The organism is Antarctobacter sp. (assembly GCF_965277915.1).
Classification (GTDB): domain Bacteria; phylum Pseudomonadota; class Alphaproteobacteria; order Rhodobacterales; family Rhodobacteraceae; genus Antarctobacter.
On record NZ_OZ255849.1, the window covers coordinates 2,951,431 to 2,964,353 of the forward strand.

Annotated in this window: 20 protein-coding genes; 2 read left to right on the top strand and 18 right to left on the bottom strand. The window is 65.2% G+C overall.

Annotated features, from left to right (window positions below; all coding sequences use genetic code 11):
* Positions 1 to 9: 9 nt before the first annotated feature.
* The 8 genes from ACQY5B_RS15140 to ACQY5B_RS15175 are packed head-to-tail and all read right to left on the bottom strand — an operon-like array spanning position 10 to position 7,889.
* Entirely contained in the window at positions 10 to 903 is an 894-nt protein-coding gene (locus ACQY5B_RS15140) for a Mu-like prophage major head subunit gpT family protein (protein ID WP_420324630.1), read from the bottom strand.
* 13 nt (positions 904 to 916) lie between these two features.
* Complete coding sequence (locus ACQY5B_RS15145) at positions 917 to 1,354, bottom strand: hypothetical protein (RefSeq protein ID WP_420324629.1); 438 nt, start codon at positions 1,352 to 1,354, stop codon at positions 917 to 919.
* Positions 1,354 to 2,370 carry a phage protease gene (locus ACQY5B_RS15150; RefSeq protein ID WP_069210652.1) on the bottom strand — a complete coding sequence of 339 codons (1,017 nt, stop codon included), beginning with the start codon at positions 2,368 to 2,370 and terminating at the stop codon, positions 1,354 to 1,356. Before ACQY5B_RS15150 ends, ACQY5B_RS15145 begins: the two co-directional genes overlap by 1 nt.
* A 56-nt stretch (positions 2,371 to 2,426) precedes the next feature.
* Positions 2,427 to 2,942, bottom strand: coding sequence for a phage virion morphogenesis protein (locus ACQY5B_RS15155; protein WP_420324628.1), 516 nt, complete (start codon positions 2,940 to 2,942; stop codon positions 2,427 to 2,429).
* A 6-nt stretch (positions 2,943 to 2,948) separates the two neighbouring features.
* On the bottom strand, positions 2,949 to 3,155 hold the full coding sequence (locus tag ACQY5B_RS15160) for a hypothetical protein (RefSeq protein WP_420324627.1): 207 nt from the start codon (positions 3,153 to 3,155) through the stop codon (positions 2,949 to 2,951).
* Positions 3,148 to 4,629, bottom strand: coding sequence for a phage minor head protein (locus ACQY5B_RS15165; RefSeq protein WP_420324626.1), 1,482 nt, complete (start codon positions 4,627 to 4,629; stop codon positions 3,148 to 3,150). The genes ACQY5B_RS15160 and ACQY5B_RS15165 overlap by 8 nt, the downstream gene beginning before the upstream one ends.
* Positions 4,622 to 6,247, bottom strand: coding sequence for a DUF935 domain-containing protein (locus ACQY5B_RS15170; protein ID WP_420324625.1), 1,626 nt, complete (start codon positions 6,245 to 6,247; stop codon positions 4,622 to 4,624). Before ACQY5B_RS15170 ends, ACQY5B_RS15165 begins: the two co-directional genes overlap by 8 nt.
* A gap of 13 nt (positions 6,248 to 6,260) precedes the next feature.
* On the bottom strand, positions 6,261 to 7,889 hold the full coding sequence (locus ACQY5B_RS15175; RefSeq protein WP_420324624.1) for a hypothetical protein: 1,629 nt from the start codon (positions 7,887 to 7,889) through the stop codon (positions 6,261 to 6,263).
* 74 nt (positions 7,890 to 7,963) lie between these two features.
* Here ACQY5B_RS15175 and ACQY5B_RS15180 point away from each other — a divergent pair, with 74 nt between their 5' ends.
* Positions 7,964 to 8,476, top strand: a complete 513-nt coding sequence (locus ACQY5B_RS15180; protein WP_420324623.1) for a hypothetical protein — start codon at positions 7,964 to 7,966, stop codon at positions 8,474 to 8,476.
* Here ACQY5B_RS15180 and ACQY5B_RS15185 read toward each other — a convergent pair.
* The 10 genes from ACQY5B_RS15185 to ACQY5B_RS15230 form a co-directional block, all read right to left on the bottom strand.
* Positions 8,458 to 8,775 carry a ubiquitination-like system serine protease family protein gene (locus ACQY5B_RS15185; RefSeq protein WP_420324622.1) on the bottom strand — a complete coding sequence of 106 codons (318 nt, stop codon included), beginning with the start codon at positions 8,773 to 8,775 and terminating at the stop codon, positions 8,458 to 8,460. The genes ACQY5B_RS15180 and ACQY5B_RS15185 overlap by 19 nt on opposite strands.
* A complete protein-coding gene (locus ACQY5B_RS15190; RefSeq protein WP_420324621.1) occupies positions 8,772 to 8,969 on the bottom strand; it encodes a hypothetical protein in 198 nt (65 codons plus the stop codon). Before ACQY5B_RS15190 ends, ACQY5B_RS15185 begins: the two co-directional genes overlap by 4 nt.
* Positions 8,966 to 9,532: a phage protein Gp27 family protein gene (locus tag ACQY5B_RS15195; RefSeq protein WP_420324620.1), complete on the bottom strand. Its 567-nt coding sequence runs from the start codon at positions 9,530 to 9,532 to the stop codon at positions 8,966 to 8,968. Before ACQY5B_RS15195 ends, ACQY5B_RS15190 begins: the two co-directional genes overlap by 4 nt.
* A 1-nt stretch (position 9,533) precedes the next feature.
* Positions 9,534 to 9,833 (bottom strand): VpaChn25_0724 family phage protein, encoded by a 300-nt coding sequence (locus tag ACQY5B_RS15200; RefSeq protein WP_420324619.1) that lies wholly within the window; start codon positions 9,831 to 9,833, stop codon positions 9,534 to 9,536.
* Entirely contained in the window at positions 9,830 to 10,162 is a 333-nt protein-coding gene (locus tag ACQY5B_RS15205) for a DUF2730 family protein (protein WP_424976257.1), read from the bottom strand. Before ACQY5B_RS15205 ends, ACQY5B_RS15200 begins: the two co-directional genes overlap by 4 nt.
* 43 nt (positions 10,163 to 10,205) lie before the next feature.
* Positions 10,206 to 10,751, bottom strand: coding sequence for a 3TM-type holin (locus tag ACQY5B_RS15210; protein WP_420324617.1), 546 nt, complete (start codon positions 10,749 to 10,751; stop codon positions 10,206 to 10,208).
* Positions 10,742 to 11,368, bottom strand: a complete 627-nt coding sequence (locus ACQY5B_RS15215; RefSeq protein ID WP_420324616.1) for a holin-associated N-acetylmuramidase — start codon at positions 11,366 to 11,368, stop codon at positions 10,742 to 10,744. Before ACQY5B_RS15215 ends, ACQY5B_RS15210 begins: the two co-directional genes overlap by 10 nt.
* A 65-nt stretch (positions 11,369 to 11,433) precedes the next feature.
* A complete protein-coding gene (locus tag ACQY5B_RS15220; protein ID WP_420324615.1) occupies positions 11,434 to 11,817 on the bottom strand; it encodes a hypothetical protein in 384 nt (127 codons plus the stop codon).
* On the bottom strand, positions 11,814 to 12,077 hold the full coding sequence (locus ACQY5B_RS15225) for a hypothetical protein (protein ID WP_420324614.1): 264 nt from the start codon (positions 12,075 to 12,077) through the stop codon (positions 11,814 to 11,816). The genes ACQY5B_RS15220 and ACQY5B_RS15225 overlap by 4 nt, the downstream gene beginning before the upstream one ends.
* The gene (locus tag ACQY5B_RS15230) at positions 12,074 to 12,520 is read right to left on the bottom strand and encodes a gp16 family protein (RefSeq protein ID WP_420324613.1); all 447 of its coding nucleotides are present in this window, start codon (positions 12,518 to 12,520) and stop codon (positions 12,074 to 12,076) included. The genes ACQY5B_RS15225 and ACQY5B_RS15230 overlap by 4 nt, the downstream gene beginning before the upstream one ends.
* Before the next feature lie 80 nt (positions 12,521 to 12,600).
* On the opposite strand from ACQY5B_RS15230, the gene ACQY5B_RS15235 reads away from it, so the two are divergent.
* On the top strand, positions 12,601 to 12,882 hold the full coding sequence (locus ACQY5B_RS15235; RefSeq protein WP_420324612.1) for a hypothetical protein: 282 nt from the start codon (positions 12,601 to 12,603) through the stop codon (positions 12,880 to 12,882).
* The last annotated feature ends 41 nt before the right edge of the window (positions 12,883 to 12,923 follow it).

Below are 12,923 nucleotides of genomic sequence, written 5' to 3' on the forward strand. Positions count from 1 at the left end.
CCTCACCCCTCACGCCAGCCAGGGCACGACGAGCAGTTCGGCGGTGCCTTTCCACTCGTTGGTCTCGCCACCCGAGGCGTACTCGGAGTTGAGGATCTTGCGGCCCGCGCTTTCCAGCGAGGGCGGCACCACCAGCAGGTTCGGCATCAGGCCCAGCGGGCGGCCGTAGTCGCCCTTCATGCCCGAGAGCGCGGCGCGCGCCGTTGCGTAATTGGCGGCATTCAGGGTCTGCTTGGACCCCCAGGCCATCTGCCAGAAGCCGAAACCCGCGTTCATGTAGCCGTCGGCGCCGTAGACGAACTCAGCGTTGTCGAAAACGTTGTCGTCCTGTTCGCGGTCCTTGGAAACGAACTTGAATTCCTTGCCGATCTGCAGGATCAGCGGCTTGAGCGCGCGCGAGGTATCCAGCAGGAACCAGGGCGTGCCGGAGCCGCCGTCGGTGTTGGCAACGGAGATATCGTCGCCATTCTCGTCCTTCACCGGGTGGTCGGTATCGAAGAAGTTCTGGCCATCGTAGCACTCTGTGGTGAACCCGGCCTTCAGCAGGGAATAGATCAGCTGGTCCTTCTTGGCCCCGGTGGCGCGCCCCATCTCGGTGAACATGGGCGCGTAGATCCCGAGGTTGTCGGTCTCGACATGGCGGCGCTTGACCCCGACCGTCAGCTCGAAGCCCTTCTCCTCGATGGAGTAATCGTGCTGTTCGAGGTTCTGGACGGCGCGCGGCCCGATCCACTCGCGGACGTTCGGCATCTGGCCCAGCCAGCCGTATTTCTGGCTGGTCTGCGAGGAACGAACCTCGGTCGCGACGCTGCTCCACTGGCTGGGCGCCATGCCCAGGCCGTTCTTGAAGGCCCCGGAGAACCCGACGCGAAGGCTGTTCAGGTTTGCGGCATTGATGAGCATGTCAGGTCTCCTCTCAGGCCGCGGCTGCGGCGGTCAGGGCCTCGTCCAGGCGGACCCAGACCCCGTTGGCGTCGACACCTTCGATCAGCCCGGCGGGCGAGCGCGTGGAGGTGCCATCGGTCTTGGCAACGGTCTGATCGTCGACGGCGTAGCAGACGTCGCCGATCTCGGCCTTGGTGATCTCGTCCGCCGCCGCCGAGTTGGCGAAGCGGTAGATGCCGGGGCGGTAATCGCAGGTCAGGTCACCCGCCGATCCTGCGGAGTTGTCGATCCGCTCTTCGGCGCGGCCTGCGCCGACCATGCCCGTGGCGGTTTGGCCCTCGACCAGGTTGCCCGAGGCATCCCGCATCACCAGCGCGCCGGCATAGATCAGGGTCGAGGCGGCAACATCGCCCTGGCGGATGTCACCCTCGAAACGGGGTGTGTTGCGGTCTGCGGTCAGTGCGGCCATCAGGCTGCCTCCTCTTCGCCCGCGTCAGCCTTCAGCTGCGCAAGAAAGTCCTCGTGGGACACCCCGAGCTGGTCAGCGACCACCTTCTGGTCGGCGCTCAGTTCGGTGATCGCCTCGCCCTTCGGGGCGGGATTGGCGGTGTGGGTCCGCGAGAGCTTGGGCAGCCGGCTAACCAGCTTCTCCGCGCGCTCGGGATTGTCGATCCAGAGCGCCGACAGTTCCGCGCGCAGCTCCGCATCGATGGCGCGACCTTCGGCCACCTTCTGGTCCAGCCACCGCTCGGCGCGCAGATCGCCCAGCTGCTGGGTCAGTTCGGCCACCTCGTCGGCGTCGCCGGCATTCGCCACGGCCGCCTTGGCCAGGACGGTCAGTTCCGCCACACTGGCGCCCTCCTCGGCCCCCAGCGCAAGCGCCAGGGTGGAGAGCTCGGCGGGCTTCTCCGCGCCCTTCTTCAGCTTCGAGATGGCGGCGAGGATCGCGTCCTCACCGGCATCTTCCGCGAGGCCCAGAGCCTTCGCGATTGCGGCCATGTTCATGTCGTCTGTCTCCTCGGAAAGGGATGCGATGGCCCCACCCAGGGCGGGGGTATTGGTCAGGGAGGCGTGGAAGATCCGCGCCACCTTGCCGGTGGCCTTGTTGAAGGACATCACCGGCGAGATGCCGTGATAGGCGCGGTCCGCCATCAGCTCGGCGCCCTTGCTGTTCCAGGTCACACGGCCCCAGATACCGTCCGGACGGCCCTGAAGCTCCTCGATCCAGCCCACCGCCGGCGCATCGCCACCCTTCGGGGCGGAGCGCGTGGTGGCGTGGTTCACGTCGATGAAGATCCGCTCACCGGAGGCGGTGCTGGCTGCAATCAGCTCCTCGGCGCTGTCGTAGAACCAGGGGCCCCGCCCATCGATCGAGCGGAACTTCTTGCCCGGCGCGGGCAGGAGCTGGATCCAGTCGGGCGGGGCCTCGCCTTCCAGCGAAAGGGCCACCGCCTCGAAGGACGAGATATCGGGACGCGTGTTCATGAGGGCAAAATGCCCGCCAACACGCCCCCGCTACATTGGGAAGGTTGCGCGGAAGATCAGTCTTCGACCAGGTCTTGAAGATACTCTTCAATGGTCTCCAGGAGAGCCGTCTCATCCTCGGGACCGATGCCTACGAAAGGCCGGGCCGGAATGTCGCCCCAGGGGATCGTCATGAAGTAGTCGCGGCCGTTCTTATCCTTGCCGATGCGCGCACCGAACTGCCCCCGGGCCGCGCCGAACTGCATCACGGCGGCGTAGATCATGTTTGATCCCCAGTCGACGTGCCCCGGCGCAACCTCATAGGCAATCGTGGTCGAAAGGGCGCGTGTCACCCCGACCAGCGGGCCACCTTTCGGCGTGTCGCCCCGCGCGGCATAGGCGTCCAGCGTTGTCTGGCTACGCGGTGCCCAGGCCGTGCCGTCCGGCGCTGTGCCAGTCTTGAAATTGCCCTTCGTCCGCTCGACCATCAATTCGCCGATGTCCTGAAGGAGCGGCGTCAGGTCGGAAAGCGCCTGTTCCGCCTCGGCCAGGGCGGGGCGCAGCGTGTCCGTGGTGACATCGACGGTGATCATGCCGGCTCAGAGATCCAGTTCGACCGTTGGTGCGGCGGGATCGAAACCTGCGGACTGCCGCGCCGTGAACAGCGCCTCCGACCAGGTAGCGCGTGCCATGTCCCGGTCTTCCTCCGGCAACTGCTCGATCAGCACTGACAAGCGATCCTCCGCATCTGCCGGCAGTGGCTCCGCGTTGATCAGGTCCATGATCTGCTGCGTGACGTCAGACATTCTGGCGGTCCCTTGCCTTGAACAGAGCGAGCAGCTCGGGCTTGATCCGGGCGTGATGCTCCGGCCCCAACATATACAGCACGAAGCTCTCAGCGACAAACTCCTTGAAGTTTGTCGACCCGTAGATCGAAACCGCGAAGTTCCACCCCTCGCGATCCCAGCCTTCAATCGCTGCGTTCACCGCCTCCCAATGGGAAAAGTGGAACTGGTGACCGGTCTCGTGAATGGCCACGGAGCGTGGATAGTCGTCGCCCCCGATCACCACTGTGTGCTGCCATGTTGCGCGTTCGGCCGCGCGGCGGGCCGGACCATCCGGCAGGTTCGAAACCGCCTTCGCATGCGCCGTTGCCCAGGCCTCCAGTCTCTTGGCTTGTGCCTCGGGCGCATACCAGGGTTCCCTGGACAGCCCGACCCTGTTCCAGCCCATGACCTTGTATCCGGGAGCGTACCAAGCACTGGCGTTCGGCGAAGGCTTGAGCCTTCCTCCGGTTGCCGTGGCTATGACCTTCGCGGAGCCCACGGCCTGCAACGGTACCATATCGAAGCGGTTTTTCAGCTCCCAGAGCGTTTGCATCACCTCGTTGACCGCATCGAGCTTCACCTTCCCCGGCCAAGAAACCTGTTTCTCGGCCAGCCCGCTTTCCACCACCAGCACCGCCGCATCCTTCAGGGACGTCGCCGGTCGCAGAGGCGGCACGGATGGCGACGGCGGGTCGGCGGCATCTTTGGTCAGCGCCGTGGACAATCCCTCGGGCAGGGCATTGGCCTTGCGCCGGATCTGCTTGCGCAGCTCGTCGACCACGCTGCCGCCCGGCGCGTAGCCCCAGCCTCGATCGATCCCATCCGGCTCGCCGGTCTTCTGGTTCAGATCCCTCCAGTTCTCGGGCAGCGTGACCTTTGGGTTGCCCCCGAGGCGTATCGCCTGCCGCAACGAGCGGGCGCCTACAACATAGCAGCTGCAGCCCCAGCCGTTCGGGGGATAGTGCGTGGCCCAGAACGGGTGATCCGCCGGCAGGATCAACCCGTCCCAGGCAAGGTGCTGCTCGCGTGGTTCCAGCGCACCGCCGTGGCGATAGACCCAGTATTTGAACCCGCCCTCGACCAGCTGGGCGTGCCGCCCGGCTGCGTAGCTGGTGCGCATGTTCGTCTGGTAGATGATCCGGGTGCGCCAGGCCTCGCCCTTCTTCGTGCCCTCCCCGGTCCAACCATGCCAGCCGCGCCGCTCGACGATCTGCCGGAAGTCACGCCGGAATTCTTCCAGGCTGGTGCCCTCGGCGATGGACTTCTCGACGGCCTTGGCAAGGTCCGCCAGCAGATCCGCCTTAGCAGCACCGGCCACCATGAAGGCGCGGTCGTGCTGCGCCTTCCACAGATCGTCCCACTTGGCCGTGGGCACCTGCTTGCCCAGGCGCAGCCGGAAGGCCGCCACCTGTTCCTTGAACGGCTTCCGAAAGCTCGCGGCGAGATCAGCCATCATCGTCCCCGGCCATCAGGCGCCCTGCCAGGTCACCCGCGATGAACGCCTGCGCCAGGACCTTTGCCAGGGCACCCTGCGACACCGAGGGGTACGCCCCGAGCAGCATCTCGCGGAGCTCCTCCAGACTCTCGGCCGAGCCCATCATCGCCTCGATCTGCCCCAGCATCACCTCGATCTCGGGCGCGGCCTCCTCGGTCAGTCGATCGACCGCAATGTCGAGAGGCGCTGTGTCGCCCGCTGAGGGGTCTTTCGTCTCGTCACGGGCCTCCGTCGCCGAAAGAGCGGCGAGGGTATTAAATGGGTATTTAACGGCGCTCTCAGGAGGGGTTCTGTCCCCCGCCCCCGGCTGACCGGGCACCTGCGGCGCATTCTGCCCCCCGGGACGCAGGATTTTGGCCCCCTCAGCGGGCCGTCGCAGGCCGAGCTTGGAATAGACATCGTCCTCCGAGACGGCCAGCCCGCGGTCCACTGCCGCGCCCACGGTCTGCATCCACTTGACCAGGTCCTCGGCCTCGGGGCGGGCGATGACGATCCGGGGGTATCGGCCATGCCCGGGATAGTTCAGATCCACCCAAGGCCGCACGAGGTCGCGGTTGAGCGCCCCGGAGAGCGCCTTGGCATCCGCCCGCTCGATGTCCTCCTGCACCATGCGGTGCTCTTTGCCGGACCCCAGCCCGCCGACCTCGGCGTCGGTGGTCGCGGTCTGGCCCAGGACGGCCTTCGAGACCTGCTTGTCCAGCCAGTCGGCCCGGCTCTCGTAGAGATCCACAGAAGCGCCGACATTGCCGGTTTCCACGAACTCGATCTCCATGCCCTCGGGCATGATCGCGGCGCAATCGCCGGCGATGTTCGCCACAGCCCGGAACAGCGTGTTCCGGTCATCCTCGGAGGCTCCCACCGGATATCTGCCCACGCGCAGGGGCTGACCGTAGGTCTGGGTGAAGATCGCCCAGTCCCGCAGGGTGTACATCTTGAAGAGATAGGCCCAGGTCACGGCCCGGCAAATCCCAGACCGGGGCGTGATCCCGCTCTTTGCCCGGATGCGGGGATGAATGAACTTGTAGGCGGGCAGAGGTTCGTCCTGGCCGTTCTCGCCGATCAGCATGGGGGTGCGCAGATCGCCCTGGTCGAAGCGGAACCATCGCGGATCCCGTTGCTCCAGGTAGGACGGCTGCCACTGCCCCATCGAGTTGTCCCACATGATCTCGGTGAAGCTGTAGCCCTTGCCGATGGCATCCAGGATGTCGAATAGTTCCTCCCCCAGCTCGTCGCGCAGGAGCCAGGTGCGCAGTTCCTCGGCAATCCGCTTGTCCGTCGCGTCCGAACTGGCGTCCTCGACCGTGATGTCGAGCTGCGTGACGGAGCGCTTTCGCGTCCCCAGCACTCCAACATAGTGCAGGTCGCGCTCCTCCATCGCCTCGGCCAGCTCCAGTTGGCGTTCGGGATGCCCTTCGTCCGCCTCGCGCAGGATGTTCGCCAAGCGGCGCGGATCGAGCCCGTCGCCGGGATAGCCCGTGAGCGGCGAGCGCACGCCTGTCAGGGAGGGGCCTGCCACTTCGCGCGTCAGCTCGCGCTTACGGACTGGGCGGCCCCATTGATCGACCAGTTGGGTCATTGGTCACTCCTTGTCAAAAAACGCCACCGCGCAGGCGCGCGCCCAGCGGCTGGCGCCACCAGGGCCGGTCATTGTCCCTGTCGTCGGGACCGTCCCGGCGTTCTGTCACCGGCTGGTAGGCGATCTCGGTGCCGGTCTGCCGGCTGGCGTACCAGGCAAGCGCCCCGGCCACTGCGCTGTCGCCGTGACGATCCAGCCCGTCCGATCCCTTGAAGCGGAAATCGCGCGGCACGCGGATGATCCCGTCGACGAACTGCAGCGCCTGGTGATCGGCCAGAACGTCGGCGTGCCTGGGCAGTTCGATGGTGCGGTCAGTGAAAGCCTCGATGTAGGAGGGCATCTCCGCAGCGTACCATTCGCGGCTGAAGTTCACCTCCTCGATCCGGCTGCCGTAGCGCATGGCAGCCTCCTCGGCGAGGTAGGCGCCGTTGCCGGTCTTGTCGACGGCCCCCTTCATGAAGCGGGGCAAACGGTCGGCGATGTAGAAGAAGACCTGCTTCTGCTGGCCGAAGGGGATGTTGCGCATCTCGACGATCAGCCTGCAGCGCTGGCGCAGGTCCTCCCCCTCTTCCAGGATCACGATGTCGGTCGCGTCGCCGGTGCGGGCAAAGTCCTCGCCCAGGTTGTGGCGGCGCTTGGGGTCCAGGCCGTCGAGAGCTGGCTTCAGGTGTTCCTCACACCAGGCCAGGGTCTCGGCCTTGCGCTGTTCCTCCGGCGCGTTCTTGAAGGCGTCCGGCTGGTGCCAGCGTTCGAATGGCACGCCCTCCACAAGGCAGGCCTCGATCTGCACCCGGGTCAGCGCGGCGCCGGCCATCTCCGAGGGGATCGCGTCGAGCTCCTGCTTCATCGCGGCGTCGCGCGCGCCGTAGGAGCTGCGGATCTTCGCTTCCCAGGCGTCCTGAGCCTTCTGCGACCACGTCTCGCCCATCATCAGGCAGACCCGCTTGAAGAGGCCGTTCAACACCGCGTCGCCGAAAGTGTACTTGTGAACGTGGAAGCCGTTCTTGCCTGCCCGTGCCTCGCGGATCAGTTCGTTGAACGGGTTCAGATGCCCGTTGTGGGTGGAGATCACCCGTACCTTGCCGCCCCAGATCAGCAGGGCGTTCACCGCGTCGATGACCTCGCGCACGTCGCGGTGGAACGCCGCCTCGTCGATCACCACGGTGCCCTGAAGGCCGCGGATGTTGGCAGGGTTCGACGACAGGGCCTCGACCCGGAAACCGGAGGCGAAGCGGACACGGTAGGCGGCGATCTGCTTCGTCGTGCCGTCGGGCTGCTGGTCCTCGAAGAGGAACTCCTCGACCTGCCCCAGCTCGCCAGCCACCACCTTGGCGAAGTGCGCGACGTAGCCGATGGCCTCGCGGCCCTTGTCCTTGGTATCGCCGATGTAGAAGCAGTTCTGCCCGCCGGCCGAACGCGACCCGGCGGCAACCAGGGTGCAGCCCAGCATCTCGGCAAAGGTGATCCCCGTCCGGCGTCCCTTTTCGCAGACCTTCAGATCCGACTGGTCTTCCAGCCAGGTCTTCTGGTGCTCCATGAGGATGCCCTCGGCGAGCGGGTCGAGATCCGCCGGGATGTCCCCGCCGCGCGGCAGGTCGGTGGGGAGCTCCTCGGAATTGCGGGAGAGGACGGGCTGGGTCATGCGGCGCGGGCCTTGTCCAGGTACCAGAAGGCTCCCATGCTCCGAACAATTGATTCCAAAGATTGGAGACGTGAATGGAATTCGACCCACAACAAATCGGCGAAGCTATCGAAGTAGCGGGCCAGAGCACCAAGACACTCAGGGGCGCTCTTGACGTAGCACAGCGCGTCAAGAAGCTCTTTTCTGACGGGTCCCAAAACGCCAGCGACACGGAACTTCAAGCTCTCGTTGGCGAACTCGCAGAACAACTGATGCAAGCGAGGATGGCTAATTTGGAAGTCGTTACAAAGCTTCAAGCTTTGCAGCTTCATTTCCAACGTGAAGATGAAACACGAGAAAAATTGTCCAACTACGCGCCATTCACGCTTCCACAAGGAGGTCGTGTTCTCCGCTTGCGGGAAGACCTTCGAGTGGATGAAGATTGGGAGGTCATTTGCCCAATCTGCGCCAACCGCACTCGTGAGCTCATTCCTCTGCAGGGGAGTTGGAAAGCAATCGATTTGAAATGTCCGCTGTGCAAGAGCGCCTTTCCGAACCAAAGTTCCTTCGCCGAGCCCACGGTATGGCATTACGCCACCTCCCAGTAGCCATCCCGCAGCCAGCCGTGCCAGCCAACGCAGGTCTCGTTGCGGTGGACGTTGACCGAGGGGTGCAGGGACGGCTCAGTGCGCGAGCCGTTCCAACGCCAGGTCGCGCCATGCGCCTTGGGCTTGTGCCGGTGGCCGACCGTGATCCGGCTGATCTGGCCGCACCCGCAAGGGCAGACGAACCAGAGCGCGGCCTCCTCGCCTTCCTCGCAAGGCGCGATCCAGATTGAGCCGCAATCAGCTCTGCGGCGATGTTCTCGCCGGTCGGTGAGGACAATGGCGCGCAGTGGCTCGGTCATGACGCCTCCTTGAGTGTGACCAGGTATGGTTCGCCCCGCCACCAGCTCACCTTGGCAACATCGCCCAGATGGGTGACAAAAACCTCGCGGCGGCCAAGGCACCAGGCCAGCGCGGCACGCCACTTCGACCCCCTGCGCCAGTGGTAGTCGCCAACCAGCAGGATCGCGTCGATCTGTTCACGCGACCGATTCATGTCCGCAGCCCCAGCACGCCCCTGCGCAGCCGGTCGAGCATTTCGGCCGAGAGCCCGGCCTCGGTGGCCGTGGCCTCCAGCGCCTCGTCCATTTCCGCCTGGGCCGCTTCGCGTGCCTCTCGCGCGACGCGGGAGCGTTCGTCCGCCAGCAGCTTCTCGCGCATGCCCGAGCTACTCATGAGGTCCTTCAGCATTCGGCCAAGGCTCATCAGCTCTTTCGGGTCGAGGTTCTCGCCTTTGTCACGCACCTCCCGGATCAGATGCACCGCGCTGGTGGCGATCATCTGCATCAGCACCTTGTGCAGCTCGCCCTCGGCCTCGATGTCCAGGTCCGACAGCAGGGTCTCGGCGATCGCGAAGGCCTCACGCTGATCCTTCAGCGCCTTCGAGAAATCGCCCACGGCCGTCTTGCCGACCGACAGTTCAAGCCCGGCCTCCTGCAGACGGAAATTCAGCGCCTCGGTGACATCGACGATGTCGGCGAAGCCCCGGTCGCGCAGCTCCTCGGCCAGCCAGCGGCGCAGCTCCTCCGGGATCAGGTCCAGCTTCTTTGGCGGCGGCATGTCAGCTCCCCGGCCGGGGACGCTGGATGCCGGGATGCTTGGCGATGCCCTGGGCGATCTCGACGCCGCGCGTGGTGGCCGTGGCAACGATGAACCCGCCCGCCAGCTCCTCGGTGGTCAACATGCCCTGTTCGGCCAGCCAGCTCAGCTCGGTCACCACCTGGTCGCGCGAATAGGTGATCCCGAAGCGCGGCAGGAGATCGGTCATGATCGAGACGTTGGAGGTGTAGCGCGGCGCGTCCTCCAGCATCCGCAGGATCGCCAGGCGGGCGTGTTGCTGCAGTTCTTCGGCGTAGCTCATGGCCGGTTCCTGTCGTTCAAAAGGTGGTCCTCGTGGCGGCTGACGATGGTTTCGAGCCGCTGCATGATCTGCGCATTGCCCCCGATCACGGCCTCCATCCGGTTCAGCGACCCGCTCATCTCGGCGATGCTCAGCTGGATGCTGTGGACATCATCCTTGGAGGGCATGCCGCTGATGGTTTGCTCGACGCGCGCGATCCGGCCCTCGTGCCGGTCCATACGGTCGGACCCGGCCTTGAACCGTTCATCGACCTCGGACCGCCGGGTGCGGATCACCGCCACGATCATGGCGGTGAGTGAAAGCAGGATCGGGATGGCCTTCAGGGACATGTCGAGTAGATCGGTGGCAGTCACAAGGCGGGTCCTTTCTGGATCACTTCGACGCCCGCCAGGCATCGAGGGCGGGATTGTCGGAAAGCACGGGAGCGGAGGCTTGGGGCGTCTCGCCGGCATCGAGGGCGCGCAGGCTGTCGCGGCTCTTCAGGACGGCTTGCGTCTGGGTCAGGAGACCCGCCACGTCGCGCTGGAAGTCGAGGCCCTTCACCTGCTGGCGCCCACCGAAGAAGAAGGTGACGATCACCAGGATCACAGCCCAGACGCTCTGCGGGATCACGGCCCAGGCGGCAAAGACCTGCGCCATGAAGACCGGATCATAGGGGGTCCAGACCAGCACCCAGAGCGCCCAGAGCGCCAGCAACGGACGCGGTAGGCGATTGAGGCCGTCGATCAGGCTGTCCCACCAGGTGCGGCGTGTCCGGCGGCAGAACTCGGCCGCGAACTGGTCCAGCGCCGCGCTGTCCAGGTCATGGCCGCGTTTCGATGCCGCCTCAGCGTTGACGCGGAACACCTCGGCCATCTCTCGCACCGCGTTCCGGTCACCACCGAAGAGCGTGGTGAGGAGTTGCTGGATCAGCCCCATACCGCCACCCGCGCCTGAAACTGCGCATCGGTCATGTGGTACTCAGGCGAGATGAACTCCTCGGCGCGCTTGATCCAGCCACCCTTGCCGCCCGCGCGAGTGCGGGCGTACTTGCGGCTTGCTGGGCGGCGGTCAGCGATCCGGAAATAGAAATTGCGCCGCTCGATCCCGTAGGCATCCACCAGGTGCTCCCCGGCCCGCTCCCATGCCCGGTTCGCGGCGGCGATGGTCTGCGGGCCGATGACGCCATCGATGGCGATCTCGGGCGGCGCCATTTCGCACAGCAAGCGCTGCAGGATTTTCACGGCGTTCGCGCCCGCGTTGACATACATGTCGAAGACGGTGGCCCGCAGGGCCTCGGGCAACTCGTCGATGCGCGGCCCGAAGAAGTAGCGCTCCTCGAAGATCGTGACGGCATGCTCTTGCGAGAGCGCGCGCACGTCCATCACGTCGATGTCGCCGTCACCGTCCAGATCCCCCCAGGGGATATTGCGCAGCGTGTGGATGGTGACGCCGTATTTGGTCGCGCCGCCCGGATCGTCGGGATCGTTCACGAACCCGCCTTCTCGCGCGACGATCTCCTCGGCCATCCGGCGCACGTCATGTTTCGTGGACATCTGACACCCCCGTTGAACGGGGTCAGAATGCCGGGTTGAAACCGGTGTCTACATTGGGAAGGTTGTCAGAACAGCGACAGCTGATCGGGATCGGAAGGGGGCTTGCTGGCCCCTGCCTCGCGCAGGGTGCGCTTGACGTTGGTGCTGCTGGTCTTAAGGGCACGGCATATCTGCCCGACGGTCAGCCCCTCCGCATGCAGTGCGCGGATCAGCCAGTTCTTGGGCATCGGGATCTCGGTCAGGTTTGAGCGCATGCGCGCCCCCAGCGCCCGCAGCTTGTCGGCTCCGATCAGCTGCTCGGCCGCACTGCGGCCCCGGGGATCGTCGGGAAAATAAAGAGGCGAGCCGCCAAACATGACCAGGAAGCTGACGGCCATGCGCGGCCCCAGGACCTCGATATAGGGGTCCAGGTGCGCCGGGTGGCGGGGATATGCCACCGGGTCGGTCATTCGATGTCGCGTTTCCGGGGCGGGCCGCTGTGACCCTTGTCGGGGCGGTTCTGCTCGAAGCAAGTGGTGACAATGCCGTTCTGGCTCCGGCGAAACGAGATGCCTTCGATATTGACGGCGCACATGCCTTCAAAGTCCTCACAAGCCGCGTCGATCCGCGCGCCCAGCTCGCGCCGAAGGGCCTCGATGTCGATGCCCTGCACCCGCTCCAGGTAGCGCAAGACGGCATGGTCGGTGACCCTGTGGCGCGGCTTTTTCATTTTCCGATCCTCGACCAGTCGAAGTCGATCTTCGCGCGTTTGCCCCACTGGATCAGCGCCTGCAGCACCGCGTCGATCTTGTCGTGATCGCGCAGGCCGTCGATGTCGGCCGGGACAAAGCCCCAGGCCTCGCCAAACCTCTTCTGGATGAACTTGTTCAGCCCCTTGCGGGTCGGGTCCTTCAGCTCGCCCGCATGGCCCAGTTTCGCCCAGAGCACATGAACCAGCCGCAGATCCGCGCGCGGCGCCTTGGGGCGCTTGCCCGAAGATGGCCGGAACCCCCGCGCCTTCAGTTCATCCAGGATGCGCTTCCGCTCATCGTCGGACATCTCCGAAAGACTGGCCTTGCCCACCAGGCGCAACTGCAGATCCTGCCGGGTTTCTGCGTCGATCCCGAGCTGGCGGCAACCGACGTGGATGGTGCGGATCAGGGCGCTGGTCATGGCAACGCCCTCCGAATTGACAGTGGAACAAACGCACGGCAGTCTCGATTGCGCTTTTGTACAATTGAGAGATTGAGAAAATGCGCTTTGTCTTTGCCTCCGTTCTCACATTTCTGCCGGCAATCGCTTGGGCCGACGCGGATAAAATCCTTAGCGAGAACTGCTTGGCGCTGATCGCCTACAAAGCCGCACCTTCGACGTTTCACTCCGAAGCGAGGGTGGCCTTCGACGCATTCTTGGAAGGCAGCCAATTGGGGCGTGGAGGCACGGATGTCGTGCCGGCGTTCACCGCGATATGTGCGGCCAATCCGCAGCTGAACATAAGGGGCGCAATGCGCAAAGCAGTTGCGAAGCGCGACTGACAACGCTTCCCCCATTGCTCCTGCGCGACAGGTGGACATCT

Coding starts and splice junctions, on each gene's coding strand:
- ACQY5B_RS15185 (WP_420324622.1), bottom strand. CDS start 8,775: ATGACCGAGCCACTGCGCGCCATTGTCCTCACCGACCGGCGAGAACAT.
- ACQY5B_RS15180 (WP_420324623.1), top strand. CDS start 7,964: ATGGAATTCGACCCACAACAAATCGGCGAAGCTATCGAAGTAGCGGGC.
- ACQY5B_RS15165 (WP_420324626.1), bottom strand. CDS start 4,629: ATGGCTGATCTCGCCGCGAGCTTTCGGAAGCCGTTCAAGGAACAGGTG.
- ACQY5B_RS15220 (WP_420324615.1), bottom strand. CDS start 11,817: ATGACCGACCCGGTGGCATATCCCCGCCACCCGGCGCACCTGGACCCC.
- ACQY5B_RS15225 (WP_420324614.1), bottom strand. CDS start 12,077: ATGAAAAAGCCGCGCCACAGGGTCACCGACCATGCCGTCTTGCGCTAC.
- ACQY5B_RS15175 (WP_420324624.1), bottom strand. CDS start 7,889: ATGACCCAGCCCGTCCTCTCCCGCAATTCCGAGGAGCTCCCCACCGAC.
- ACQY5B_RS15205 (WP_424976257.1), bottom strand. CDS start 10,162: ATGTCCCTGAAGGCCATCCCGATCCTGCTTTCACTCACCGCCATGATC.
- ACQY5B_RS15155 (WP_420324628.1), bottom strand. CDS start 2,942: ATGATCACCGTCGATGTCACCACGGACACGCTGCGCCCCGCCCTGGCC.
- ACQY5B_RS15235 (WP_420324612.1), top strand. CDS start 12,601: ATGCGCTTTGTCTTTGCCTCCGTTCTCACATTTCTGCCGGCAATCGCT.
- ACQY5B_RS15190 (WP_420324621.1), bottom strand. CDS start 8,969: ATGAATCGGTCGCGTGAACAGATCGACGCGATCCTGCTGGTTGGCGAC.
- ACQY5B_RS15170 (WP_420324625.1), bottom strand. CDS start 6,247: ATGACCCAACTGGTCGATCAATGGGGCCGCCCAGTCCGTAAGCGCGAG.
- ACQY5B_RS15150 (WP_069210652.1), bottom strand. CDS start 2,370: ATGAACACGCGTCCCGATATCTCGTCCTTCGAGGCGGTGGCCCTTTCG.
- ACQY5B_RS15145 (WP_420324629.1), bottom strand. CDS start 1,354: ATGGCCGCACTGACCGCAGACCGCAACACACCCCGTTTCGAGGGTGAC.
- ACQY5B_RS15215 (WP_420324616.1), bottom strand. CDS start 11,368: ATGTCCACGAAACATGACGTGCGCCGGATGGCCGAGGAGATCGTCGCG.
- ACQY5B_RS15230 (WP_420324613.1), bottom strand. CDS start 12,520: ATGACCAGCGCCCTGATCCGCACCATCCACGTCGGTTGCCGCCAGCTC.
- ACQY5B_RS15140 (WP_420324630.1), bottom strand. CDS start 903: ATGCTCATCAATGCCGCAAACCTGAACAGCCTTCGCGTCGGGTTCTCC.
- ACQY5B_RS15160 (WP_420324627.1), bottom strand. CDS start 3,155: ATGTCTGACGTCACGCAGCAGATCATGGACCTGATCAACGCGGAGCCA.
- ACQY5B_RS15200 (WP_420324619.1), bottom strand. CDS start 9,833: ATGAGCTACGCCGAAGAACTGCAGCAACACGCCCGCCTGGCGATCCTG.
- ACQY5B_RS15210 (WP_420324617.1), bottom strand. CDS start 10,751: ATGGGGCTGATCCAGCAACTCCTCACCACGCTCTTCGGTGGTGACCGG.
- ACQY5B_RS15195 (WP_420324620.1), bottom strand. CDS start 9,532: ATGCCGCCGCCAAAGAAGCTGGACCTGATCCCGGAGGAGCTGCGCCGC.